14 protein-coding genes, 1 rRNA gene and 1 pseudogene are annotated in these 17,410 nt (G+C 68.7%); 9 read left to right on the plus strand and 7 right to left on the minus strand.

What is annotated here, in order from left to right; all coding sequences use genetic code 11:
• Window positions 1-234 precede the first annotated feature (234 nt).
• Entirely contained in the window at window positions 235-390 is a 156-nt protein-coding gene (locus tag ACFPZ3_RS56540) for a hypothetical protein (RefSeq protein ID WP_379522748.1), read from the plus strand.
• A 577-nt stretch (window positions 391-967) separates the two neighbouring features.
• On the opposite strand, the gene ACFPZ3_RS56545 is transcribed toward ACFPZ3_RS56540, so the two are convergent.
• The 3 genes from ACFPZ3_RS56545 to ACFPZ3_RS56555 form a co-directional block, all read right to left on the minus strand.
• Window positions 968-1,666 carry a tetratricopeptide repeat protein gene (locus ACFPZ3_RS56545; protein ID WP_379522749.1) on the minus strand — a complete coding sequence of 233 codons (699 nt, stop codon included), beginning with the start codon at window positions 1,664-1,666 and terminating at the stop codon, window positions 968-970.
• Window positions 1,667-3,039: 1,373 nt separating this feature from the next.
• Window positions 3,040-3,966, minus strand: coding sequence for a hypothetical protein (locus tag ACFPZ3_RS56550; RefSeq protein WP_379522750.1), 927 nt, complete (start codon window positions 3,964-3,966; stop codon window positions 3,040-3,042).
• A gap of 389 nt (window positions 3,967-4,355) precedes the next feature.
• Window positions 4,356-5,672, minus strand: a complete 1,317-nt coding sequence (locus ACFPZ3_RS56555) for a KamA family radical SAM protein (RefSeq protein WP_379522751.1) — start codon at window positions 5,670-5,672, stop codon at window positions 4,356-4,358.
• A gap of 178 nt (window positions 5,673-5,850) precedes the next feature.
• On the opposite strand from ACFPZ3_RS56555, the gene ACFPZ3_RS56560 reads away from it, so the two are divergent.
• From ACFPZ3_RS56560 to ACFPZ3_RS56580, 5 genes are all read left to right on the plus strand, one after another.
• Complete coding sequence (locus ACFPZ3_RS56560) at window positions 5,851-6,408, plus strand: DUF1707 SHOCT-like domain-containing protein (RefSeq protein ID WP_379522752.1); 558 nt, start codon at window positions 5,851-5,853, stop codon at window positions 6,406-6,408.
• 153 nt (window positions 6,409-6,561) lie between these two features.
• A complete protein-coding gene (gene plsX / locus ACFPZ3_RS56565; protein ID WP_379522753.1) occupies window positions 6,562-7,581 on the plus strand; it encodes a phosphate acyltransferase PlsX in 1,020 nt (339 codons plus the stop codon).
• A gap of 40 nt (window positions 7,582-7,621) precedes the next feature.
• Window positions 7,622-9,937: an HAD-IC family P-type ATPase gene (locus ACFPZ3_RS56570; protein WP_379522754.1), complete on the plus strand. Its 2,316-nt coding sequence runs from the start codon at window positions 7,622-7,624 to the stop codon at window positions 9,935-9,937.
• Window positions 9,934-11,658, plus strand: a complete 1,725-nt coding sequence (gene argS, locus ACFPZ3_RS56575) for an arginine--tRNA ligase (RefSeq protein ID WP_379522755.1) — start codon at window positions 9,934-9,936, stop codon at window positions 11,656-11,658. The genes ACFPZ3_RS56570 and argS overlap by 4 nt, the downstream gene beginning before the upstream one ends.
• A gap of 119 nt (window positions 11,659-11,777) precedes the next feature.
• Window positions 11,778-13,112: a hypothetical protein gene (locus ACFPZ3_RS56580; RefSeq protein ID WP_379522756.1), complete on the plus strand. Its 1,335-nt coding sequence runs from the start codon at window positions 11,778-11,780 to the stop codon at window positions 13,110-13,112.
• 39 nt (window positions 13,113-13,151) lie between these two features.
• Here the strand turns inward: ACFPZ3_RS56580 and ACFPZ3_RS56585 are convergent, their stop codons facing one another.
• The gene (locus ACFPZ3_RS56585) at window positions 13,152-13,535 is read right to left on the minus strand and encodes a cell division protein SepF (RefSeq protein WP_379522757.1); all 384 of its coding nucleotides are present in this window, start codon (window positions 13,533-13,535) and stop codon (window positions 13,152-13,154) included.
• 168 nt (window positions 13,536-13,703) lie between these two features.
• Between ACFPZ3_RS56585 and ACFPZ3_RS56590 the strand changes: the two genes are divergently transcribed.
• Window positions 13,704-14,468, plus strand: coding sequence for a PhzF family phenazine biosynthesis protein (locus ACFPZ3_RS56590; RefSeq protein ID WP_379522758.1), 765 nt, complete (start codon window positions 13,704-13,706; stop codon window positions 14,466-14,468).
• A 107-nt stretch (window positions 14,469-14,575) separates the two neighbouring features.
• Here the strand turns inward: ACFPZ3_RS56590 and ACFPZ3_RS56595 are convergent, their stop codons facing one another.
• Window positions 14,576-15,475 (minus strand): DUF6461 domain-containing protein, encoded by a 900-nt coding sequence (locus tag ACFPZ3_RS56595; RefSeq protein WP_379522759.1) that lies wholly within the window; start codon window positions 15,473-15,475, stop codon window positions 14,576-14,578.
• Between ACFPZ3_RS56595 and ACFPZ3_RS56600 the strand changes: the two are divergent.
• Window positions 15,459-15,542: pseudogene (locus ACFPZ3_RS56600) on the plus strand (ABC transporter ATP-binding protein); the annotation flags it as partial. The gene ACFPZ3_RS56595 and the pseudogene ACFPZ3_RS56600 overlap by 17 nt on opposite strands.
• Window positions 15,543-15,616: 74 nt before the next feature.
• Here ACFPZ3_RS56600 and ACFPZ3_RS56605 read toward each other — a convergent pair.
• The gene (locus tag ACFPZ3_RS56605) at window positions 15,617-15,823 is read right to left on the minus strand and encodes a hypothetical protein (RefSeq protein WP_379522760.1); all 207 of its coding nucleotides are present in this window, start codon (window positions 15,821-15,823) and stop codon (window positions 15,617-15,619) included.
• 14 nt (window positions 15,824-15,837) lie between these two features.
• On the opposite strand from ACFPZ3_RS56605, the gene ACFPZ3_RS56610 reads away from it, so the two are divergent.
• Window positions 15,838-16,509 (plus strand): FtsX-like permease family protein, encoded by a 672-nt coding sequence (locus ACFPZ3_RS56610; RefSeq protein WP_379522761.1) that lies wholly within the window; start codon window positions 15,838-15,840, stop codon window positions 16,507-16,509.
• A gap of 786 nt (window positions 16,510-17,295) precedes the next feature.
• Here ACFPZ3_RS56610 and rrf read toward each other — a convergent pair.
• Window positions 17,296-17,410: ribosomal RNA gene (rrf, locus tag ACFPZ3_RS56615) — 5S ribosomal RNA — on the minus strand; the annotation flags it as partial.

A 17,410-nucleotide genomic window follows, 5' to 3' on the forward strand; every position in this document is an offset into this window, starting at 1 on the left:
CAATCATCACCAAAAACGATCAAGAAAACACGGCTTGACATCCATAGGAGCATCCCTTCACCGGCAGACCGCCGTCACGCGAGCCCACGTTGCCCCGCTCGGTGCTTCAGTGTTCGATCTTGTGTGCGAAACAGCCGCGACCGGAGGGGCAAATGACTGACAGCGAGCCTGCCGTTCCGCTAAGATTCGAACGTCAATTCGATCCGAGGAACGGTGATGGAGTGGGGGCGCGCGATGGGAGAGCTTTCGGCCGCGATTGACCACCTGGCCACCGAGGACGTGTCCGAGATCCCAAGAATGAAGCTCGCCGAGCAACTCCTGGAGTTGCACTGGCAGATGGCAAGACTGCAGGCCCAGATAGCCCGCCGCACAGGCGTCCGCATCCCCTGACGCCATCCGGCGCCCTCAAAACGACCACAACCACGGTCCGAGACGCCAGTCGAACCCTCACCGGACCCCGACGACACCACAAAGCCACCGAGCAGCCCCACAGGCTCCACCAGGCCGCAGACCCCGACTTCGACCCAGGCCCTGACCCAGGCCCCACCCCGACCCCAGACCCCAGACCCCAGACCCCAGACCCGAGCCCCGACCTCCGGCCCCAGACCCGAGCCCCGGCCCTATACCCAGCCCAAGGCCCAGAGCCCTAGGCCCAGGCCCCAGGCACGGGCCCCGCCCCATCCCGGGCCCAGGCCGCAGACCCAGACCTCAGGCTCAGGCCCAACCCCGGAAAGGCAAGGCGCCTAGGCAAGCCAGCCAGGGCGTCCAGAGCCCCCACAAGGCCGCTCCAGGTGCCGGGAAATGCCATGGGGAGGGCTTAACCGGCGAGAGGGCCCTGAAAGCTTGCAGCGGGAGGCGGAGGTTGCGGCGGGGCGGGGTGGTTCTCTCGGTGACAAGTGACAGCGTTTGCCGGTTCTCTGCCCGGTGACAGTGCACCTTGAGCTTGCGACATCGAAGCTTCAGCGGCTCAAGGTGCGCCCTGCTCGTGGGTCTCGCCGTAATCGGTGTCCGGCGCCATGACCTGGATACGAGCCTCCGCGACCTGCCGCATGATGCGGCGGTCCCCGCACGCCTCGGCGGTGGCATACGCCTCAGCGGCCAGCGCCACGGCGTCGTCCTGTCGGCCTTGCGCGGCGGCGATGTAGATCAGCCCCACCTGGTTGGCGGCGACACCGGCCAGCAGTCCGATCTCCCGGCGTAACCGTACCGACGCCTCCAGATGTTCCCGGGCGGCGTCCAGCCGGCCTGCGGCATGGTCGGCGATCCCCAGGTGCCGCAGCGCTTCCGACTGGGTGTATCGGTCGCCCGCCACCGTCGCCAGGTCGTACGACTGCTCAAGGAGAGGAATGGCGCGGCCGGGGTCGCTCCGTACGACCTGGTGGAAACAGCCCTCCCAGAACACCGATTCCGCCTCGCCCGCCACATCGCGCAGCGTCCGGTACAGGTGTGTCGCACGCTCGAACAGCACCAGCTCACGCGGATCCTCGCGCCGGTCATCGAGGAACCGCGCGTGCAAGATCCGCCCCCGGGCCAAGGCGAGATCGGCTTCGACCTTGTCCAGCTCCCGCTCCGCCGCTACCAGCTCACCGACATCGCCGACGAAGACAGCGTGCTCATAGGACAGCTTGGCCTGCTCGATGCGCCCCTCCATGCCTGCCCCGCTCATTTCGGCGATGCCCCTCGTATGCGGTCCATGAGACCGTACGCCGGCGATCTCAACAAGATCTCAGATCCATCCAACCAAAGCCGTCGTGAGCTGAAGGCCGGACTGGTGTGGGCGGCGATTCCGCCTTAGGTGGGCAACTTGGGCTCGCGTAACGGCGGTCTGCCGGTGAAGGGTCAGAGACCGTTTCCTGGAGGGCCGCCGGCCGGAGTGCGGCGGGTGGCCGGCCACGGCAGCGCGTAAAGGATGGGCGTTTGTGTGGGGCGGAGGCCGGAACGTCAGCCGAAGGGCCGCGCAAAGGATAAGCGTCTGCGTGGGGCGGAGGCCGGGACGTCCCCCGAAGGGCCGCGCAAAGGACGGGCGTCTGCGCAAGACAGAGACCGGGACCGTCAGCCGAAACGTGGCGCAAAGGATGGGAGGAAAGAAGATGCCGCCGACCCCTTGGGGCCGGCGGCGGGGGCGGTCGCGCCGCTGCCCTGCAGTGGCGGCGCGAGCGCCCTGGGCGATGGGCGCGTCCGCCCAAGCCCGTCATGAGACCGCCCGCTTACACGGGAATCTCGCAATACATGCGCGCCAGTGCCTCGGGCGCCCGGCACCTGAGGGCGCCCCGTTGGCCTGCCGCGTCAGTGCGACGGCGTCCCATGGAGACCAACCGCGTCAAAGCGGCGCTCCGATAAGGACCGGCCGCGTCAAAGCGACGTCCTGACAACGACCTACCGTGTCGTAGCGGCGGAACCCGCGCGAGGAAGTCCATCGCGTCAGCGGCGTCTCGAACGAGACTCCGCCGCGTCGAAGCGAACGCTCCGACGGAGACCCGCCGCGTCATCACGACGCCCGCCAGAGACCTGTCCGCATCAAGCGCGACGACACCGCCGCGGGGACCTACCGCATCAACCGACGGCACCCCGGCAGAGACCTAACGCCAAAGCGAGCGTCTCGATAGGGCCGCCGATGGAAGACACCATCGGGATCACCGAGGGCTGAGAACGGGGCCGGATCCTGGCCGGCGGGCTGGTGCTCGGGCGTCGGCACCTTGGACGCCCGCGTACCTTCCTGCCCGGCCACTCGACCGGCCACGCTCATCAACACCTCTGTCACGGTCCAGCCGCGAACCTGACGCCGCCGTCACGGTCCAGCCGTGAACTCAACGCCGCCGTCACGGACCAACCGCGAACCAGCACCGCCGTCACGGACCAACCGCGAACCAGCACCGCCGTCACGGACCAACCGTGAACCCAGCGCCACGGTCCGGCCGCGAGCGCAATGCCGCGGTTCGGTCGCGAACCCAGCGCCGCGGTCCTGCCGCGGGCACAACGTCACCATCGAGGTCCAGCCACGAACCCGAACGCCGCGGTCCGGTCGCGAACCAGCGCGGGTTAGTGGCGCACCCAGCGGTCACGCACCGAGCTCGTCAGCGCGTCGGAGCTCCAGCCGAGGGCGGCGACGACGTCGCTGTAGGAGCGGGCGGCCTTGGTGCCGCCGGAGGTGACGAGGGCCGCGCTGTCCTCGACGAGCGGGGTGAGCTCGTCCATGGAGGCCGCCTGGGAGGTCCCGGGCAGCGCCTCGATGACCGGGGCCATCTCGGCGGGTGCGACCTGCCCGATCATCGGGGACAGCTCGCCGCTCGAGGCGGCCGGCAGTGCGCGCCTGGCGGCGTCGGAGAGCCCGCCCAGGACCGACTCGGCCGACAGTGCCCCAAAGCCCTTCGCGCTGGCGCTGGTGGCCGGCAGCAGGCCGGTGCCGGACAGCTTGCCGACCGCGCCCCCGACGGACGAGTCCAGCATGCCGTTCACCTGACCGACGGCCCCGTTCACGGTCGTGCCGTGGGTCGTGGTCTCGGTCTTGCCTGCCTTGACCGACGGCGTCGCGGGCTGCGCCATGCGCGCCGCGCCCAGGACGGGCAGGGAGCCGGTCAGACCGCCCCCGGCGGCGAGCGGGATGCCCGCGACGAGGGGCGACAGCTCGGGCAGCGGGCCGCCCAGGCGGGTGACGTCCTCGGCCCCGTTGGCCGAGATGCCGGGCTCCGCCTGGTTCTCGCTGGCGGCGTCACGCTCGGCCTCGGTCATGGGGGCGCCGGCCTTGGCCTTGGGGGCGAGCAGGCCCTTGAGCAGGCCGCCCCCGATCAGGCTGCCCAGGAGACCGCCGAGCGGGCTGCCAGCTGTGGTGCCTCGGGCCGCCGTGCCGTCGATGGGAGCGTACCTGGCGGTGTTGTGCTGAACTTCCGCCTGTGCGGGCACGGCCATTGCCGCCGCCGCCAGACCGAATGTTGTGACGGCTATCGCCGTCTTGACTACGCGATTCATGATTGCCTTCCCGGCTCGTGATCGATCGCTCTCGAATGCGGTGGAAATGCGAATCGATAACCCCCGTATGCCGTGGCGGGCGCGCTATGGGCACCACACGAAGCGTGCCGCTACGGCTGAGCTACGAAAGAAGTTCTACCATCGGCCGCAGGCGCATGAATGCCCATGTAGCAGGGGTTTGCAGCCCGGTTACCGAGTAGAGGGGGAGCGTTGAGCGGGATGACAAAACGGAAATAGGCGGGCCTTGTTTCCGATATTGCGCGCTTACGCGTGGGCGCGCTCGCGCGCAGGGAGGAGGGCCCCGGCGGCCCGTGAACAAAGGGTCGCGAAAACAATGTCACGGGCCGGGGGCGCGGATTTACCGGTCGCGGTGGACGCGCGCGGCCGGGTCAGATGGGCAGGAGCGCTTCCTCTGCCTCGAACGGAAAACGTTCGGCGAAGGCCGGCCGCAGATCCGTCAGCCAGACCGCGGTCGGGTCGTAGCGGGCGAAGAACGGGCGCCCCACCAGCGAGGGGTCGCGGGCCTGGATGAGGTGGAGCATGAAGACGCGCTCCCCGGCTATTTCCGTGACGCCGTCGACGCACACCTTGCCCGGTGTGGCCGACATCGATGGCCCGCGGACTGTGCGCGCCAGCCCCGAGACGGTCGAATAGGCGTCTCTGAAGATCTCGTACGCCCGCGCCAGCGGCACCGCGAAGTAGTCCTGTGGTCCGGTGTCACGCTCCACGAACATGTAATAGGGAATCATCCCCATCCTGAGCTGCCGCCGCCACATGCCCGACCACACGGCGGGATCGTCGTTGATGGACTTGATCAGCGGCGCCTGGGTGCGGATCGTGGCCCCGCTGCCGAGGATGCGCTTGACGGCCGACTCGACCAGCGGCGACTCCAGTTCGCGTGGATGCGTGAAGTGGGCCATGAACGCGAGGTTCTTCCCCGCGGCCACGACCTCCTCGAACATGCCGAGCGTGGCGTCGGCGTCGGGGTCGGTGGTGAAGCGCTGCGGCCAGTAGGCCAGCGCCTTGGTGCCGATCCTGATGGACTCGAGCTGCTCCAGCCCGATCAGCGGCTCGATATACCGCCTGATCACGGGCTCACCCATGATCATGGCGTCGCCGCCGGTGATCAGTACGCTGGTGACCTCGGGATGCCGGCGAATGTAGTTGACCATCTGGTCGATGTCGTCGGAGGCGAACTTCAGGTCCGCGTCGCCGACGAACTGCGCCCACCGGAAGCAGTAGGTGCAGTAGGCGTGACAGGTCTGCCCCTGCTTGGGGAAGATCAGCACGGTCTCTGGATATTTGTGCTGCATGCCAGGTACCGGCTCGTCGTCCACCTTCGGGACGTTGAGCTCTTTCTGGCCTGCGGGATGTGGGTTGAGCTGTGCACGTACTCGGTTCGCCTCCGCCTGGATCTCGGCGTTCGGCGCCTCGGCCTTGAGCAGGTCAGCCAGCCGGGCGACGTCAGCGGCGGGCAGCATGTCCTCCTGTGGGAAGACAAGCCGGTATATGGGGTCGTCGGGCGCGGCCGACCAATCTATGAGTTCATCCACGACGTAGGCGTTCGTCCGAAAGGGCAGCACCGTGGCGACGGCGCGGACCTTGAGCCGCTCGTCATCCCCCAGCCCCGCACGCTGCAGGAGCTGGTCAAGGTGCTTGGACGTGTACGCCCGAAAGCGTCGGGTGCCTGCCTGGTTCAAGATCACTAGGCCTTTCCCATCTTTTTTGTTCGATCGGGTGTAAACCTCACGACCCTGTCGCGCGTCTACGGTTCTTAATACCCGGACGCGCACACTGCCGTCACCGGTTCCGCTGGTCTCCAAGTTTTCCTTGAGGTTCACGGACACTCGCGACATATCGCGTCCAGGCATACACTGATTAATCGTGACCCATGACCCCGACCTGCGCGCCTCAGACGCCGACCGCGACCGCGTGGCCGCTGTGCTGGGCGAAGCGCTCGCCACAGGACGACTGACCAGCGTCGAGCACGCCGACCGCCTCGACGTGGCCTACACGGCCATGACCGTCGGCGAACTCGTCCCCATCACCCGGGATCTGCCCGAGGTGTCCGCCTCCAACGTGCCCGCCGCCATCGAGCGGCAGGTCATCGACTCCACGTTCAGCAAAATGGTGCGCAAGGGCCGCTGGGTGGCCTCCCGCAACGTCAAGCTGACGGCCCGGTTCGGAGCGCTCATCATCGACCTGTCCGACGCCGTACTGCCGGGACGCGAGATCACGCTGGAGACGAGCGCGTGGTTCAGCAAGGTGATCATTCGCGTCCCCGACGACGCCCACGTGATCGACGAGGGCCGGTCAATCTTCGGCAAACGCAATATAACAGGAGGTTCCGCGGCGGATGGGCCGCTGATCAGGGTGACGGGGGCGTCGAAGTTCTCCAAGGTGATCGTCACCCGCGGAAAGGACGACTGGAACCTGCACTGAGCACCCCGGCCAAGACTGAAGCGGGCGCTCACGGGAACCAAGAGGGCCTACCCGCCGGTTAACCTGGCACCTGCCTCGCCTGCGATGCGGACATACCGAGCCCGCGTACCGGCCAAGCCGTGACGGCGGGCTCGATGCCGTACGAGGTGATCATTGTCCGACAGCAGGCCCATCGCGCTCGACGCCATGGGCGGGGACCACGCACCGCACGAAATCGTGGCAGGAGCGGTGCACGCCGTGCGCGAACGCGGCCTGGCCGTCGTGCTCGTCGGCTCGCCACGCGTGCTCTATGAGGCGCTGGCCGACCACGACGCCACCAAGGAGGTCCCGATCGTCCGGGCCGAGGAGGCCCTGGAGATGGACGAGGGCGCGCTGGCCAGCCTGCGCCGCCCCCGCTCCAGCATCGCCATCGCCTGCCACCTCGTCCGCCGCGGCGACGCCGACGCGGTCGTGTCCGCCGGCTCGACGGCGGGCATCGTGACCACCGGCAGACTCAGGCTCAAGGGCCAGCAGAACGTGCTCAGACCGGCCATAGCCGTCGCGCTCCCCACCCTGCCCGCCCCGGCCGTGCTCCTGGACGCCGGCGCGAACGCCGAGGTCAAGCCGGAGATGCTGGTGCAGTTCGCGCATCTCGGAGCCACCTACGCCGAGCTCGCCCACGGCATCCAGGACCCCAAGGTCGGCCTGCTGACGATCGGCAGCGAGGCCGAGAAGGGCGACAAGCTCGTCAGGCGCGCCCACGAGCTGCTGCAGGGCTCCCCCGGCCTCAACTTCGCCGGCAACATCGAGGGCCACGACCTGCTGACCGGCAAGGTGGATGTGATCACCACCGACGGCTTCACCGGGAACGTGGCGCTGAAGACCATGGAGGGAACGGTCCGCTACGCGTTCTCCGAGCTCAGAGAGGTGATGAACGACAGCAGGCTGGCCAGGCTCGGCGCGGTCCTGCAACGAGCGCGCCTGCGGGAGCTGCGCCGCCGCCTCGACGCCGAGGCCTACGGCGGCGCCGTCCTGCTCGGCCTGAACGGAACCGTCGTCATCGCCCACGGCGCCTCCAGGGCCCAGGGGATCAGCGCCGCCTGTCAGCTCGCGGCCGACCTGTCGGCGGCCGGCGTCGTGCCCGCGATCGGCGACCGAATGGCCAACCAAAGTCGCTCCCACAGACTGTGGTGACCCTCTAGGGTGTGACCGATCCACAGAAACGGGGGGTTATGTGGACGGGCTCACCTCGGTGACGCATGGGCTCACTTCGGCGCAGGTGGCGGGGGCCAAGGCGAACCACGTCCCGCGCCGGTCGAGCAGGTCGCTGAGCGCGATTCTCAGGTCGAACGTGTTCACCCTGTTCAACCTGGTCATCGGCGTGCTCTGGGTGCTGATCCTGATCTTCGGCGAGTGGCAGGACGGCCTGTTCGGGCTGGTCATCGTGGCCAACGCGCTGATCGGCATCATCCAGGAGCTGCGCGCCAAGCGCACGCTCGACAAGCTCGCGGTGATCAACGAGGCTCCCGTACGCGTGCGCCGCGACGGCGAGGAACGCGAGGTCGGCCCCCGAGACGTGGTGCTCGGCGACCTCATCCTGCTCGGCCCCGGCGAGCGCCTGCTGGTCGACGGCGAGGTCGTGCACTCCGACGGGCTGGAGGTCGACGAGTCCCTGCTGACCGGCGAGGCCGACCCCGTGCACAAGCAGCCGGGCGACCGGGTGTTGTCGGGCAGCTTCACGGTGGCGGGCTCGGGGGCGTTCGTGTCCACGAGGGTCGGCACCGATGCCTACGCGGTCAAGCTGGCCGAGGAGGCCAGCAAGTTCCATCTCGCCCACTCCGAGCTGCGCTCGGGCGTGTCGAACTTCATCAAGTACATCACCTGGCTGGTCATCCCGATCGGCGCCCTGCTGATCTACAGCCAGCTGCACAACTCGGCCGACCTGGGCACCGCCATCACCGGCGCGGTCGCGGGCATCGTCACCATGATCCCCGAGGGCCTGGTGCTGACGACCTCCTTCGCGTTCGCGGTCGGCGTCGTGCGCCTGGGCCGGCGCAGGTGCCTGGTCCAGGAGCTGCCCGCGATCGAGGGCCTGGCCAGGGTGGACGTGCTCTGCCTGGACAAGACGGGCACGCTGACCGCGGGCGGGATGGACCTCGACCAGGTGCTGCCCGTGCGCGAGGACGAGCCGGTCGACGCGGCCCTGGCCGCCCTGGCCCACCTCGACGGCCATCCCAACGCCACCGCCCAGGCCATCCGCGCCCGCTACCCCGCCGCCCCCGGCGGCTGGGCGGCCGGCTCGACCGTGCCGTTCTCCTCGGCGCGCAAGTGGAGCGGGGCCGACTTCGGCGAGCGCGGCGCCTGGGTGCTGGGGGCGCCCGACGTGCTGCTCAAGGGCGGCGACTCCTACGACACGGCCGCCGAACTGGCCGCGACGGGCACGCGTGTGCTGGCGCTGTGCCGTACTGACAGCCTGGCCGGTACGGAGCTCGGCGAGACGGCCATCGAACCCGTCGCGCTCGTCACGTTCAAGCAGCGCATCAGGCCAGACGCCCACGAGACCCTGAACTACTTCGCCAAGCAGGGCGTCACCGTGAAGATCATCTCTGGTGACAACCCGGTGGCCGTCTCGGCGATCGCGACCGGCCTCGGCATCCCCCGCGCCGATCGCTCGATCGACGCCAGGACGCTCCCGCACGACGACCCGGACAAACTCGGCGAACTGCTGGACTCACACACCGTCTTCGGCCGGGTCACCCCGCGCCAGAAGCGTGAGTTCGTCACCGCGCTGCAGGCCCGCGGCCACACCGTGGCCATGACGGGCGACGGCGTCAACGACGTGCTCGCGCTGAAGGACGCCGACCTGGGCATCGCGATGGGCGCGGGCAGCCCGGCCACCAAGGCGGTCGCTCAGGTGGTGCTGCTCGACGACAAGTTCGCCACGCTGCCGCACGTCGTGAACGAGGGCCGGCGGGTGCTGGCCAACATCGAACGGGTCTCCAACCTGTTCCTCACCAAGACCTTCTACGCGATCGTGCTCTCGCTGCTCGTCGGGGTGGCCGGGGTCATGTTCCCGTTCGCGCCGCGGCACTCGACCCTGGTGAACGCGCTGGTCATCGGCATCCCGGCGTTCTTCCTCGCGCTGGCCCCGACCCTTGAGCGCTCGAAGCCCGGGTTCGTGCCCCGGGTGCTGCGCTTCGCCGTGCCGGCCGGGGTGTTGTGCGCGGTGGCGGTGCTGCTGTCGTTCTGGGCCGCGCACAAGGGCGCCTCCACGCTGCTGGAGGACCAGACCGCCGCCGTGATCACGCTCTTCCTCACCACCTGGTGGGTGCTCGTGCTGATCGCCAAGCCGCTCACCTGGTGGCGGGCCGGGCTGGTCGGCGCCATGGCGGTGCTGTTCGCGATCGGCCTGTCGCTGCCCTTCGTACGAGACTTCTTCGCCCTCGAACCCGGCGATCTCAGCAACGACCTGACCGCCGTCGGCATCTCGATCTTGGCGGCCGTAATGATAAGCGTCGCGGTCAAGCTCGCCGGTACCCTTAGACCATGACCGACCCGCAGATAGTGCTCACCGAGCGCGTCCAGCAGGCGCTGGCCCGCGCGTTCGGCTCCGAGCACGCCGACGCAGACCCGCTGATCCGGCCTTCCCAGTTCGCCGACTTCCAGGCGAACGTCGCGATGAGCCTGGCCAAGCGCCTGCGACGGTCCCCGCGGGAGGTCGCCGAAGCGATCAGAGCGGAGCTGTCCGACTTCCCCGGCACGGTCGAGGTCAGCGGCCCCGGCTTCCTCAACATCACCCTCGACGACTCATGGATCGCCACCGAGGCCGGGCAGATGTTGTCCGACGCGCGGCTCGGCGTCGGCACGATCACGCCGTCGCAGACCGTGGTGATCGACTACTCCGCGCCCAACGCGGCCAAGGAGATGCACGTCGGCCACCTGCGCACGACGATCGTGGGCGACTCGCTGGCCCGCATGCACGAGCACCTGGGCAACACCGTCATCAGGCAGAACCACCTGGGCGACTGGGGCACCCCGTTCGGCATGCTCATCGAGCACCTGCTCGACATGGGCGAGCAGGCCGCGGTCGCGGAGCTGGAGGCGGGCCAGGGCACGGAGTTCTACCAGGCGGCGCGGGCCAAGTTCGAGGCCGACGAGGCGTTCAGGCAGCGGTCGCGGGTGCGGGTGACCACGCTGCAGTCGGGCGACCCCGAGACGCTGCGCCTGTGGCACGTGTTCATGGGCGCGACCGTGCGGTTCTTCAACAAGGTCTACGACCTGCTCGGCGTCACGCTGACCGACGCCGACATCGCCGGCGAGAGCATGTACAACGCGATGCTCCAGAAGACCTGCGACGACCTGGAGTCGTCCGGGACGGCCGTGATCAGCGAGGGCGCGCTCTGCGTGTTCCCGCCCGGCTTCACCGGATCCGACGACAAGCCGCTGCCGCTCATCATCAGGAAGAGCGACGGCGGCTACGGTTATGCCACCACCGACCTGGCGGCCATCCGCTACCGCGTCCACGACCTCAAGGCCGACCGCATCCTCTACGTCGTGGGCAACGAGCAGGCGCTGCACTTCCAGATGGTGTTCGCCGCCGCCAAGTTGTCGGGCTGGCTGCCCGACACGGTCTCGGCCGAGCACGTGCGGATCGGCATGATGCTGGGCAAGGACGGGCGCCGGTTCAGGACCAGGTCGGGCGAGTCCGTCAAGCTGATGGACCTGCTCCAGGAGGCCGTCGACCGGGCAGCCGCGCTGATCGCCGACAGGGAGTACGACGACGGGACGCGGGCCGAGATCGCGCACGCCGTCGGCATGGCCGCAGTGAAATATGCCGATTTGTCGGTCAGTCACGAAAGTGAATACGTCTTCGACCTCGATCGTATGGTGGCCACCACCGGCAACACCGGCCCCTACCTGCAATACGCGCAGGCCCGGATCCGCTCGATCTTCCGCAGAGGCGAGATCGACCGCGCCACGGCGACCGGTCCCATCGCCCTCGGCGCACCCGCCGAGCGGGCCCTGGCCCTGCAACTGCTGGGCTTCGGCGCGGTGGTGGAGCAGGCGACGACCTTGAGCGAGCCGCACCGGCTGTGCGCGTTCCTCTACGCCACCGCCTCCGCCTTCACCGACTTCTTCGAGCAGTGCCCTGTCCTCAAGGAGCCGGACCCCGCCGTCCGCGCCTCCCGGCTGGCTCTGTGCGCGCTGTCCTTGCAGGTGCTGGAGACCGGGCTCGACCTTCTGGGCGTCCCGGTCCCCGAGCGCATGTAACAGGCAGTTGACTCAAAGTCTCCCGTTCCGACATGGGCGCGCCTCCACCGGGTTGGCGCGCCCATCCAGCTAGGCTTTACGCGGTCATGAACTGAGGCCGAATTGGGGAGTTCTCTGCCTTGAGCACGGACGTGACTGCGAGCCCCCCAGCAGCGACCGAGTTGCATCGTTACGCCGAGGCGCTGCTGGCGCACCTCGCCGCCAAGGGCACCGCGCCTCCGGCCGCACCGAGCTTTCGCGACGTATCCGGCTACTGGCTGCCTCCTGCCGTCGAGGCGCTGGTGGCCGTCCTGGCCGGTGACGACCCGCTCGAACCGCTGAGCAAGGCCGCCGGCCGCGACCAGCAGCAGACCGCCCTCTTCCTCTGCCTGGCGCTGGCGGTCTCCGGGCAGGGCAGCCGCATCCACGCCTCCTGGCTCGGCACCGCCTTCGGCGAGCTGTCACTCGACCACCCGGTCTCCCACGGCCAGCGCTCGCTCTGGCTGGCCGCGGCCCGGGGGGCGTACGGCCCCGCCGGCAAGATCTTCGTGCTGCGCAAACTCGATGTGCTGGCCGTCCAGGAGCACGCCGACCCCGAGCAGTGGGTGCAGGCCATCGCGCCCGGCGAGCCGTCGGTCGTCGTGCCGCCGTCGCTGGCCGACTTCCCCGAGATGGCCGAGATCCCCGAGCTGGCCAGGCCCGCCGTGGCCGCCGCCCGCCTGGCCAGGTTGCGCGGCCGGTGCGCGGAGATCACCTCGGCGCGGCAGGCCGAGCACGACTCCGCCGCGCCGCTCGACAACAGCGCGGGCAACCCGGCCGCGACCTGGGCCGAGGACGAGCCGCTCGCCGTGCTGCGCTCACTGATCGGGCAGAGCGGGCCGGCCGGGCCGATGGCCTCGCTCAGCTCCTACCTGCTCGACGACCTGCGCCCCGGCGCCGACCCGCACCTGGCGGCGATCGCCCTGCACGTCGCGGCGCCGATCCTGCGCGGTGTGGCCGAGGGGCTTGAGGCCGACAGCCGCCTGGAGCCGCCGGCCACGCTGACGGTGCCACTGCTCGGCCACCACATCGAACTGCGTCCGGAGGGAGCCGACCAGGCTTCGCTGGCCGCGGCCGAGGAGTCGATCGTCACCGAGGGCATGGTGCCGCGCGGCCGTCCTTGGGCCGCCATGGTGCTGATCGTCGTGGGTGTCGCCTGCCTGGTCGGCGCGGTGTTCGCCAGCCGCCTGCTCGCCGCCGCCGCGGTGGCCATGATCGGCTTGGCCGGCTGGGGGCTCTGGCAACGTCGCAAACTCGCCGAGGCCGACGCCCGCTACGTGGCCGGCCAGGTCAACGAGCTGAAGGAGCTGGCTGAAGGGGCGGTCTGGGCACTACACGCCTATGCCCGCGAATCGGAGACCCGCGCGAAGCAGGCCGCTGACGACGCAGCCGAGCTGACCCGGCTGATCCGTCGCGGCCCGCGCGCTGCTCACTGACGGTCAGGTGATCTCGGTGGTGTCAATCGGGCCGCTCGGCTAGGAGATCTCGATCTCCACGTGAGCCGGCGCGAGCAGGAAGACGCGCTCAGCGATGCGCTCGATCCGCCCCTCGCACCCGAAAGCCAGCCCGGCGGCGAAGTCCACCATCCTCGTCGCCTCGGACAACGGCATGCCCGTGACATCCATGATCACCGTCTGCCCGTCACGGAAATGCTGACCGATCAACGGTGCGTCGTTGTACTTGAGCGGCTGAACCATAACGATCCGTGACGAGTCGACGTTCGCGCGCCACCGCCGGGCGGCCCGCTCGGTCGCGGGGACGTACTCGTCCTCGTAGTGCTCGTCGTCGTCATAGCCCTCGTCGTAGTGATCGACCCCGCTCAGGCCAAGGTAGCTCACCACCTTGCGCACTGCCCCCATCGGCTTGTCCTTTCCTCAGGAACTCACCGTAATCGGCACGTCCCTACACATTGGACGGTAACCGACGATTCCGCATTCGCCACGCGACACGCCCAGCCCTAATTCCATTTTGTACGGCTTGCAGCCTGCTTGCAGCTGGATATCCGACCCCCGTATACCATCTGCCCCATGCGCCTCTTCACGGTAGACGCCTTCACCGACACAGCTTTCAAGGGTAATCCCGCAGCGGTCTGCCTGCTGGACTCTCCGGTTACTGACCGATGGATGCAGAGCGTAGCCGCCGAGATGAACCTCTCCGAGACCGCCTTCCTGCTCGGGGATTCACTGCGCTGGTTCACCCCTGCAGTAGAAGTCACTCTCTGTGGCCACGCCACTCTCGCAACCGCCCACGTGCTCTATTCGACCGGTGCGGCGACGGGTCAGCTCGAATTCAGTACGGCCAGCGGCACGCTAACCGTGAATCGGCGTGCCGACGACATGATCACAATGGATTTCCCGGCCAAGGACGTGACCCCTGTCCCCGTTCCCGCCGGACTGGAGAAAGCACTCGGGATCACGCCGGTGCGGGTCGGGAAAAGTCTGCTCGACCTGCTGGTGGAGGTGGACTCGGAGGAGACGGTACGCTCCCTGTCCCCCGATATCGCCGCCCTTGCCGCCATGGACGCGAGAGGCGTCATCGTCACGGCTCCCGGCTCGGAAACCGACTTCGTCTCCCGCTTCTTCGCGCCGAACGTGGGTGTGCCCGAGGACCCGGTGACGGGCTCGGCCCACTGCGCGCTGTCCCCGTACTGGTCGGCCCGCCTCGGCCGCGCCTCCCTGACCGGCGCCCAACTCTCGGCCCGGGGCGGCATCGTCCACGTCACCCACGCGGGCGACCGCGTCCACCTGGCCGGCAAGGCCGTAACCGTACTGTCCGCCACCCTGCATCTCTAAGCGCCTGCGAGACCGAGGCCGGACATCTTCGCGTGACAGGCCTTGAACCGAAGATCGTGTCCCGACGCCGACAGCACCACCGCGAGTATGAGTTCCCACGGAAACGCTTAGGCGGTGGTCGGCGGCATGGAGATGACTCCGGACAGGTAAGAGGACCCCTCGAGGATCTGGGGGGTGAGCCTGATTCCGGTGAGGTGCTCGATCAGGACAAGCCCTGGCCCCCGGTAAAGATCCCACTTGTGCTCCCCATAGTCGCGATCGAGCCGCTCCATGGTCTCCACGAGTTCGTCGGGAACCTCGGAGAAGCCGTCCTGCGCCCCGAAAACGAACCGGGTCTCCCCGTCCTCCATCCAGCGGAATTCCTCCAGCCCCTTGATGTCGAGGCGGTAGAGGGAGACCAGGCGGTTGCCCGTCGACAGCGGCGCGAGGAACTCGTCGTCGGCGCCGAGCGAACTGTTGTCCTGCGCGACGAACGCCCACTCACCGACGGCCGTGACCGCGACGAACTCGGTCTCGTAGCCATAGCGGCCGCCGCCACCCATCGACTCATCGAGCGTCATCCAGGAGAAGTCTTCCGCCCGGCCGCCCATCCGGGCTACGAGCTGCTCGGGTGTGAGCCCCCGAACGAAGATGAAGCTGTAAGCCTCCGCGAGGCCGGAGGTGGCGAACCAGTCGTAGTCGCCAGGGAGCGTGATCATTCGGCGATCATGGCAGAGCCCACTGACATAACCTGCCGAAGCGTTGCCGATACCAACCTCACCGACCAAACCCCTTGTCTTCACGCTCTTAAAAGGGGCGGTTTCACCACCGAGATCCACCTGTCTGTCGATACCCGACGGCGCCTGTTCGGCGAGGATCGTCTTGAGCTGGGCGGCGATGGAGATGTCCAGGTTGTGGCAGACGGCCGCCGCCGAGGTGCTGCCGCCGGTCCAACACAGCGACGTGGCACTGCCCGTGGAGTTCGCCGGCCGCCGCACAGACGGGCGGCGGGTGCGGGCGCTGCTCACGCGGCTGGGCCTGAGCGACCGGACCGGCCATCGCCCGGCGCAGCTCTCGGGCGGCCAGCAGCAGCGGGTGTCCATCGCCCGGGCCATCCTGTCCGAACCGGCCATCGTCTTCGCCGACGAGCCGACCGGCGCTCTCGACACTCAGGCCGCGCGCGAGGTGCTCGGCATCCTGCGCCAGGCGGCCAGCCAGGACGGCCAGACGATCGTGATGGTGACGCACGACCCGGTCGCGCCTCGTACGCCGACATGGTGGTGTTCTTCGCCGACGGGCGGATCGTGGATCGCCTGCCCCGGCCCGACGCGGGCGCGGTGGCGGCGCGGATGGCCCGCCTGTCGGCGCCCGTCCACGCCGGAGGCGTCCGATGAAGTGGCGTCTGGCACTTGGCACGATCCGCGCCCACCGGGCGTCCCACCTCGCCTCGGCCTCCGTCATGGCAACCGGGACCGCGCTGCTCGCCGCCTTCGCGAGCCTGCTGGAGACCGGCCTGGCGACAGGCCGCGACTCCGGATTCCTGATCACGCTGCCAGCCATCCTGGGCGGCTGGACCGTGGCGTTCGGCGTCGTCTCCACCGTGTCCCTCACCATCGAGCATCGCGAGCGGGAACTGGCTCTGCTGCGCTCCATCGCCGCCACCCCGCGCCAGATCCGGCAGAGCGTCGTACTGGAGACGGTCGTCGTGGCCCTGCCCGCGATCGCGCTCGGGCTGCTGCCGGGCGTCGGGCTCGGCTCGATCGTGCTCGGGCAACTGGTGGACGACGGCCTCGTCGGCCCCGGGGCCGTGCTGGAGTCCGGTCGACGCCCTCTCCGCACCCTGAATCCGCCTCCTCGCCCGTCTCCACTCCGAGTGGGCGTTCAGTCACATCTGATCAGGTTTGTAGTACTACGCCAGGCGGGCGTGTACTCGCCGGTGAGACGGCGGGTCACGCGGTCAGTCACGCGATGTGAATCACGGCCTCAGATGGGACGGCGGGCCACGAGGTCGGTCACGCCATGTGAATCGCGGGCCTCAGAGCGAACGGGCGAGGCCTCGTAGTTGCGGACCAAGTGGCGGTACGGCACCAGTCAGCCGAGGGTGCATAGCACGCTGTACCTATGGATGGTCAGGAGAGGGAGTGGGGGGCTGACCATCGAGCGGGAGGGGCTCCGGCGGCTCCCTGAGGTAGTCGAGCGGCTTTGAGCCCGTGAGGGTGCAGCTCTTCATGGAAGAGGGGCGTGACGTCGCCCCCAGACGAAGGTGCGGACGACGCTGTGCGCACAGGTGTGGCCGAGCTTGCCGAAGGCGAACCGGTGTGGGCGAGCTGCCGGAGGCGAACCGGCAGGTAGTAGTGCAGCCGCTGACGAGGCTAGCCTGTCGCCCGATGACAGCGGTCACTGATGGGGCTGGCCGGTCGCGCGATGACTGCGGTCTCAGGTGAGTGGAATCGGCCATTGAGCGGAATCTGCCGTGACTGCGGTGATACCTGGGGAGAGGGCCAGTGGGCCACATCTGCGTCCGATGCTGTCAATGGCCAAGTGCGTGTGGGTCTGGCCCACTTTCCGTGATCGACCTCTGCTCGGTATCAGCAGGTCCAGCGAGCCCGGCTCCGGGGCGAGCACTTGCCGCTTCAGCCTTCGCAGGGCGCAGGCCGCGACCCTGGAATTCGCGTTTACCCAGGCTTGAATGTCGAGATTCCTCGCTTCAAGCCGGCCGCCTGGGCGGAGCGCTTGGCGCGCGGATCAGTTCAGTGCGGATAGCGGACCGAACATGTCATGTGTGGTGTGGCCGTGAACGCAAAAAAGGGCCCCGACGCACTATGGCGTCGGAGCCCCTTAAAAGATTGTCCGGCGGTGACCTACTCTCCCACACCCTCCCGAGTGCAGTACCATCGGCGCAAAGAAGCTTAACTTCCGGGTTCGGAATGTAACCGGGTGTTTCCTTCCCGCCATAACCGCCG

The organism is Nonomuraea insulae, from assembly GCF_042656245.1.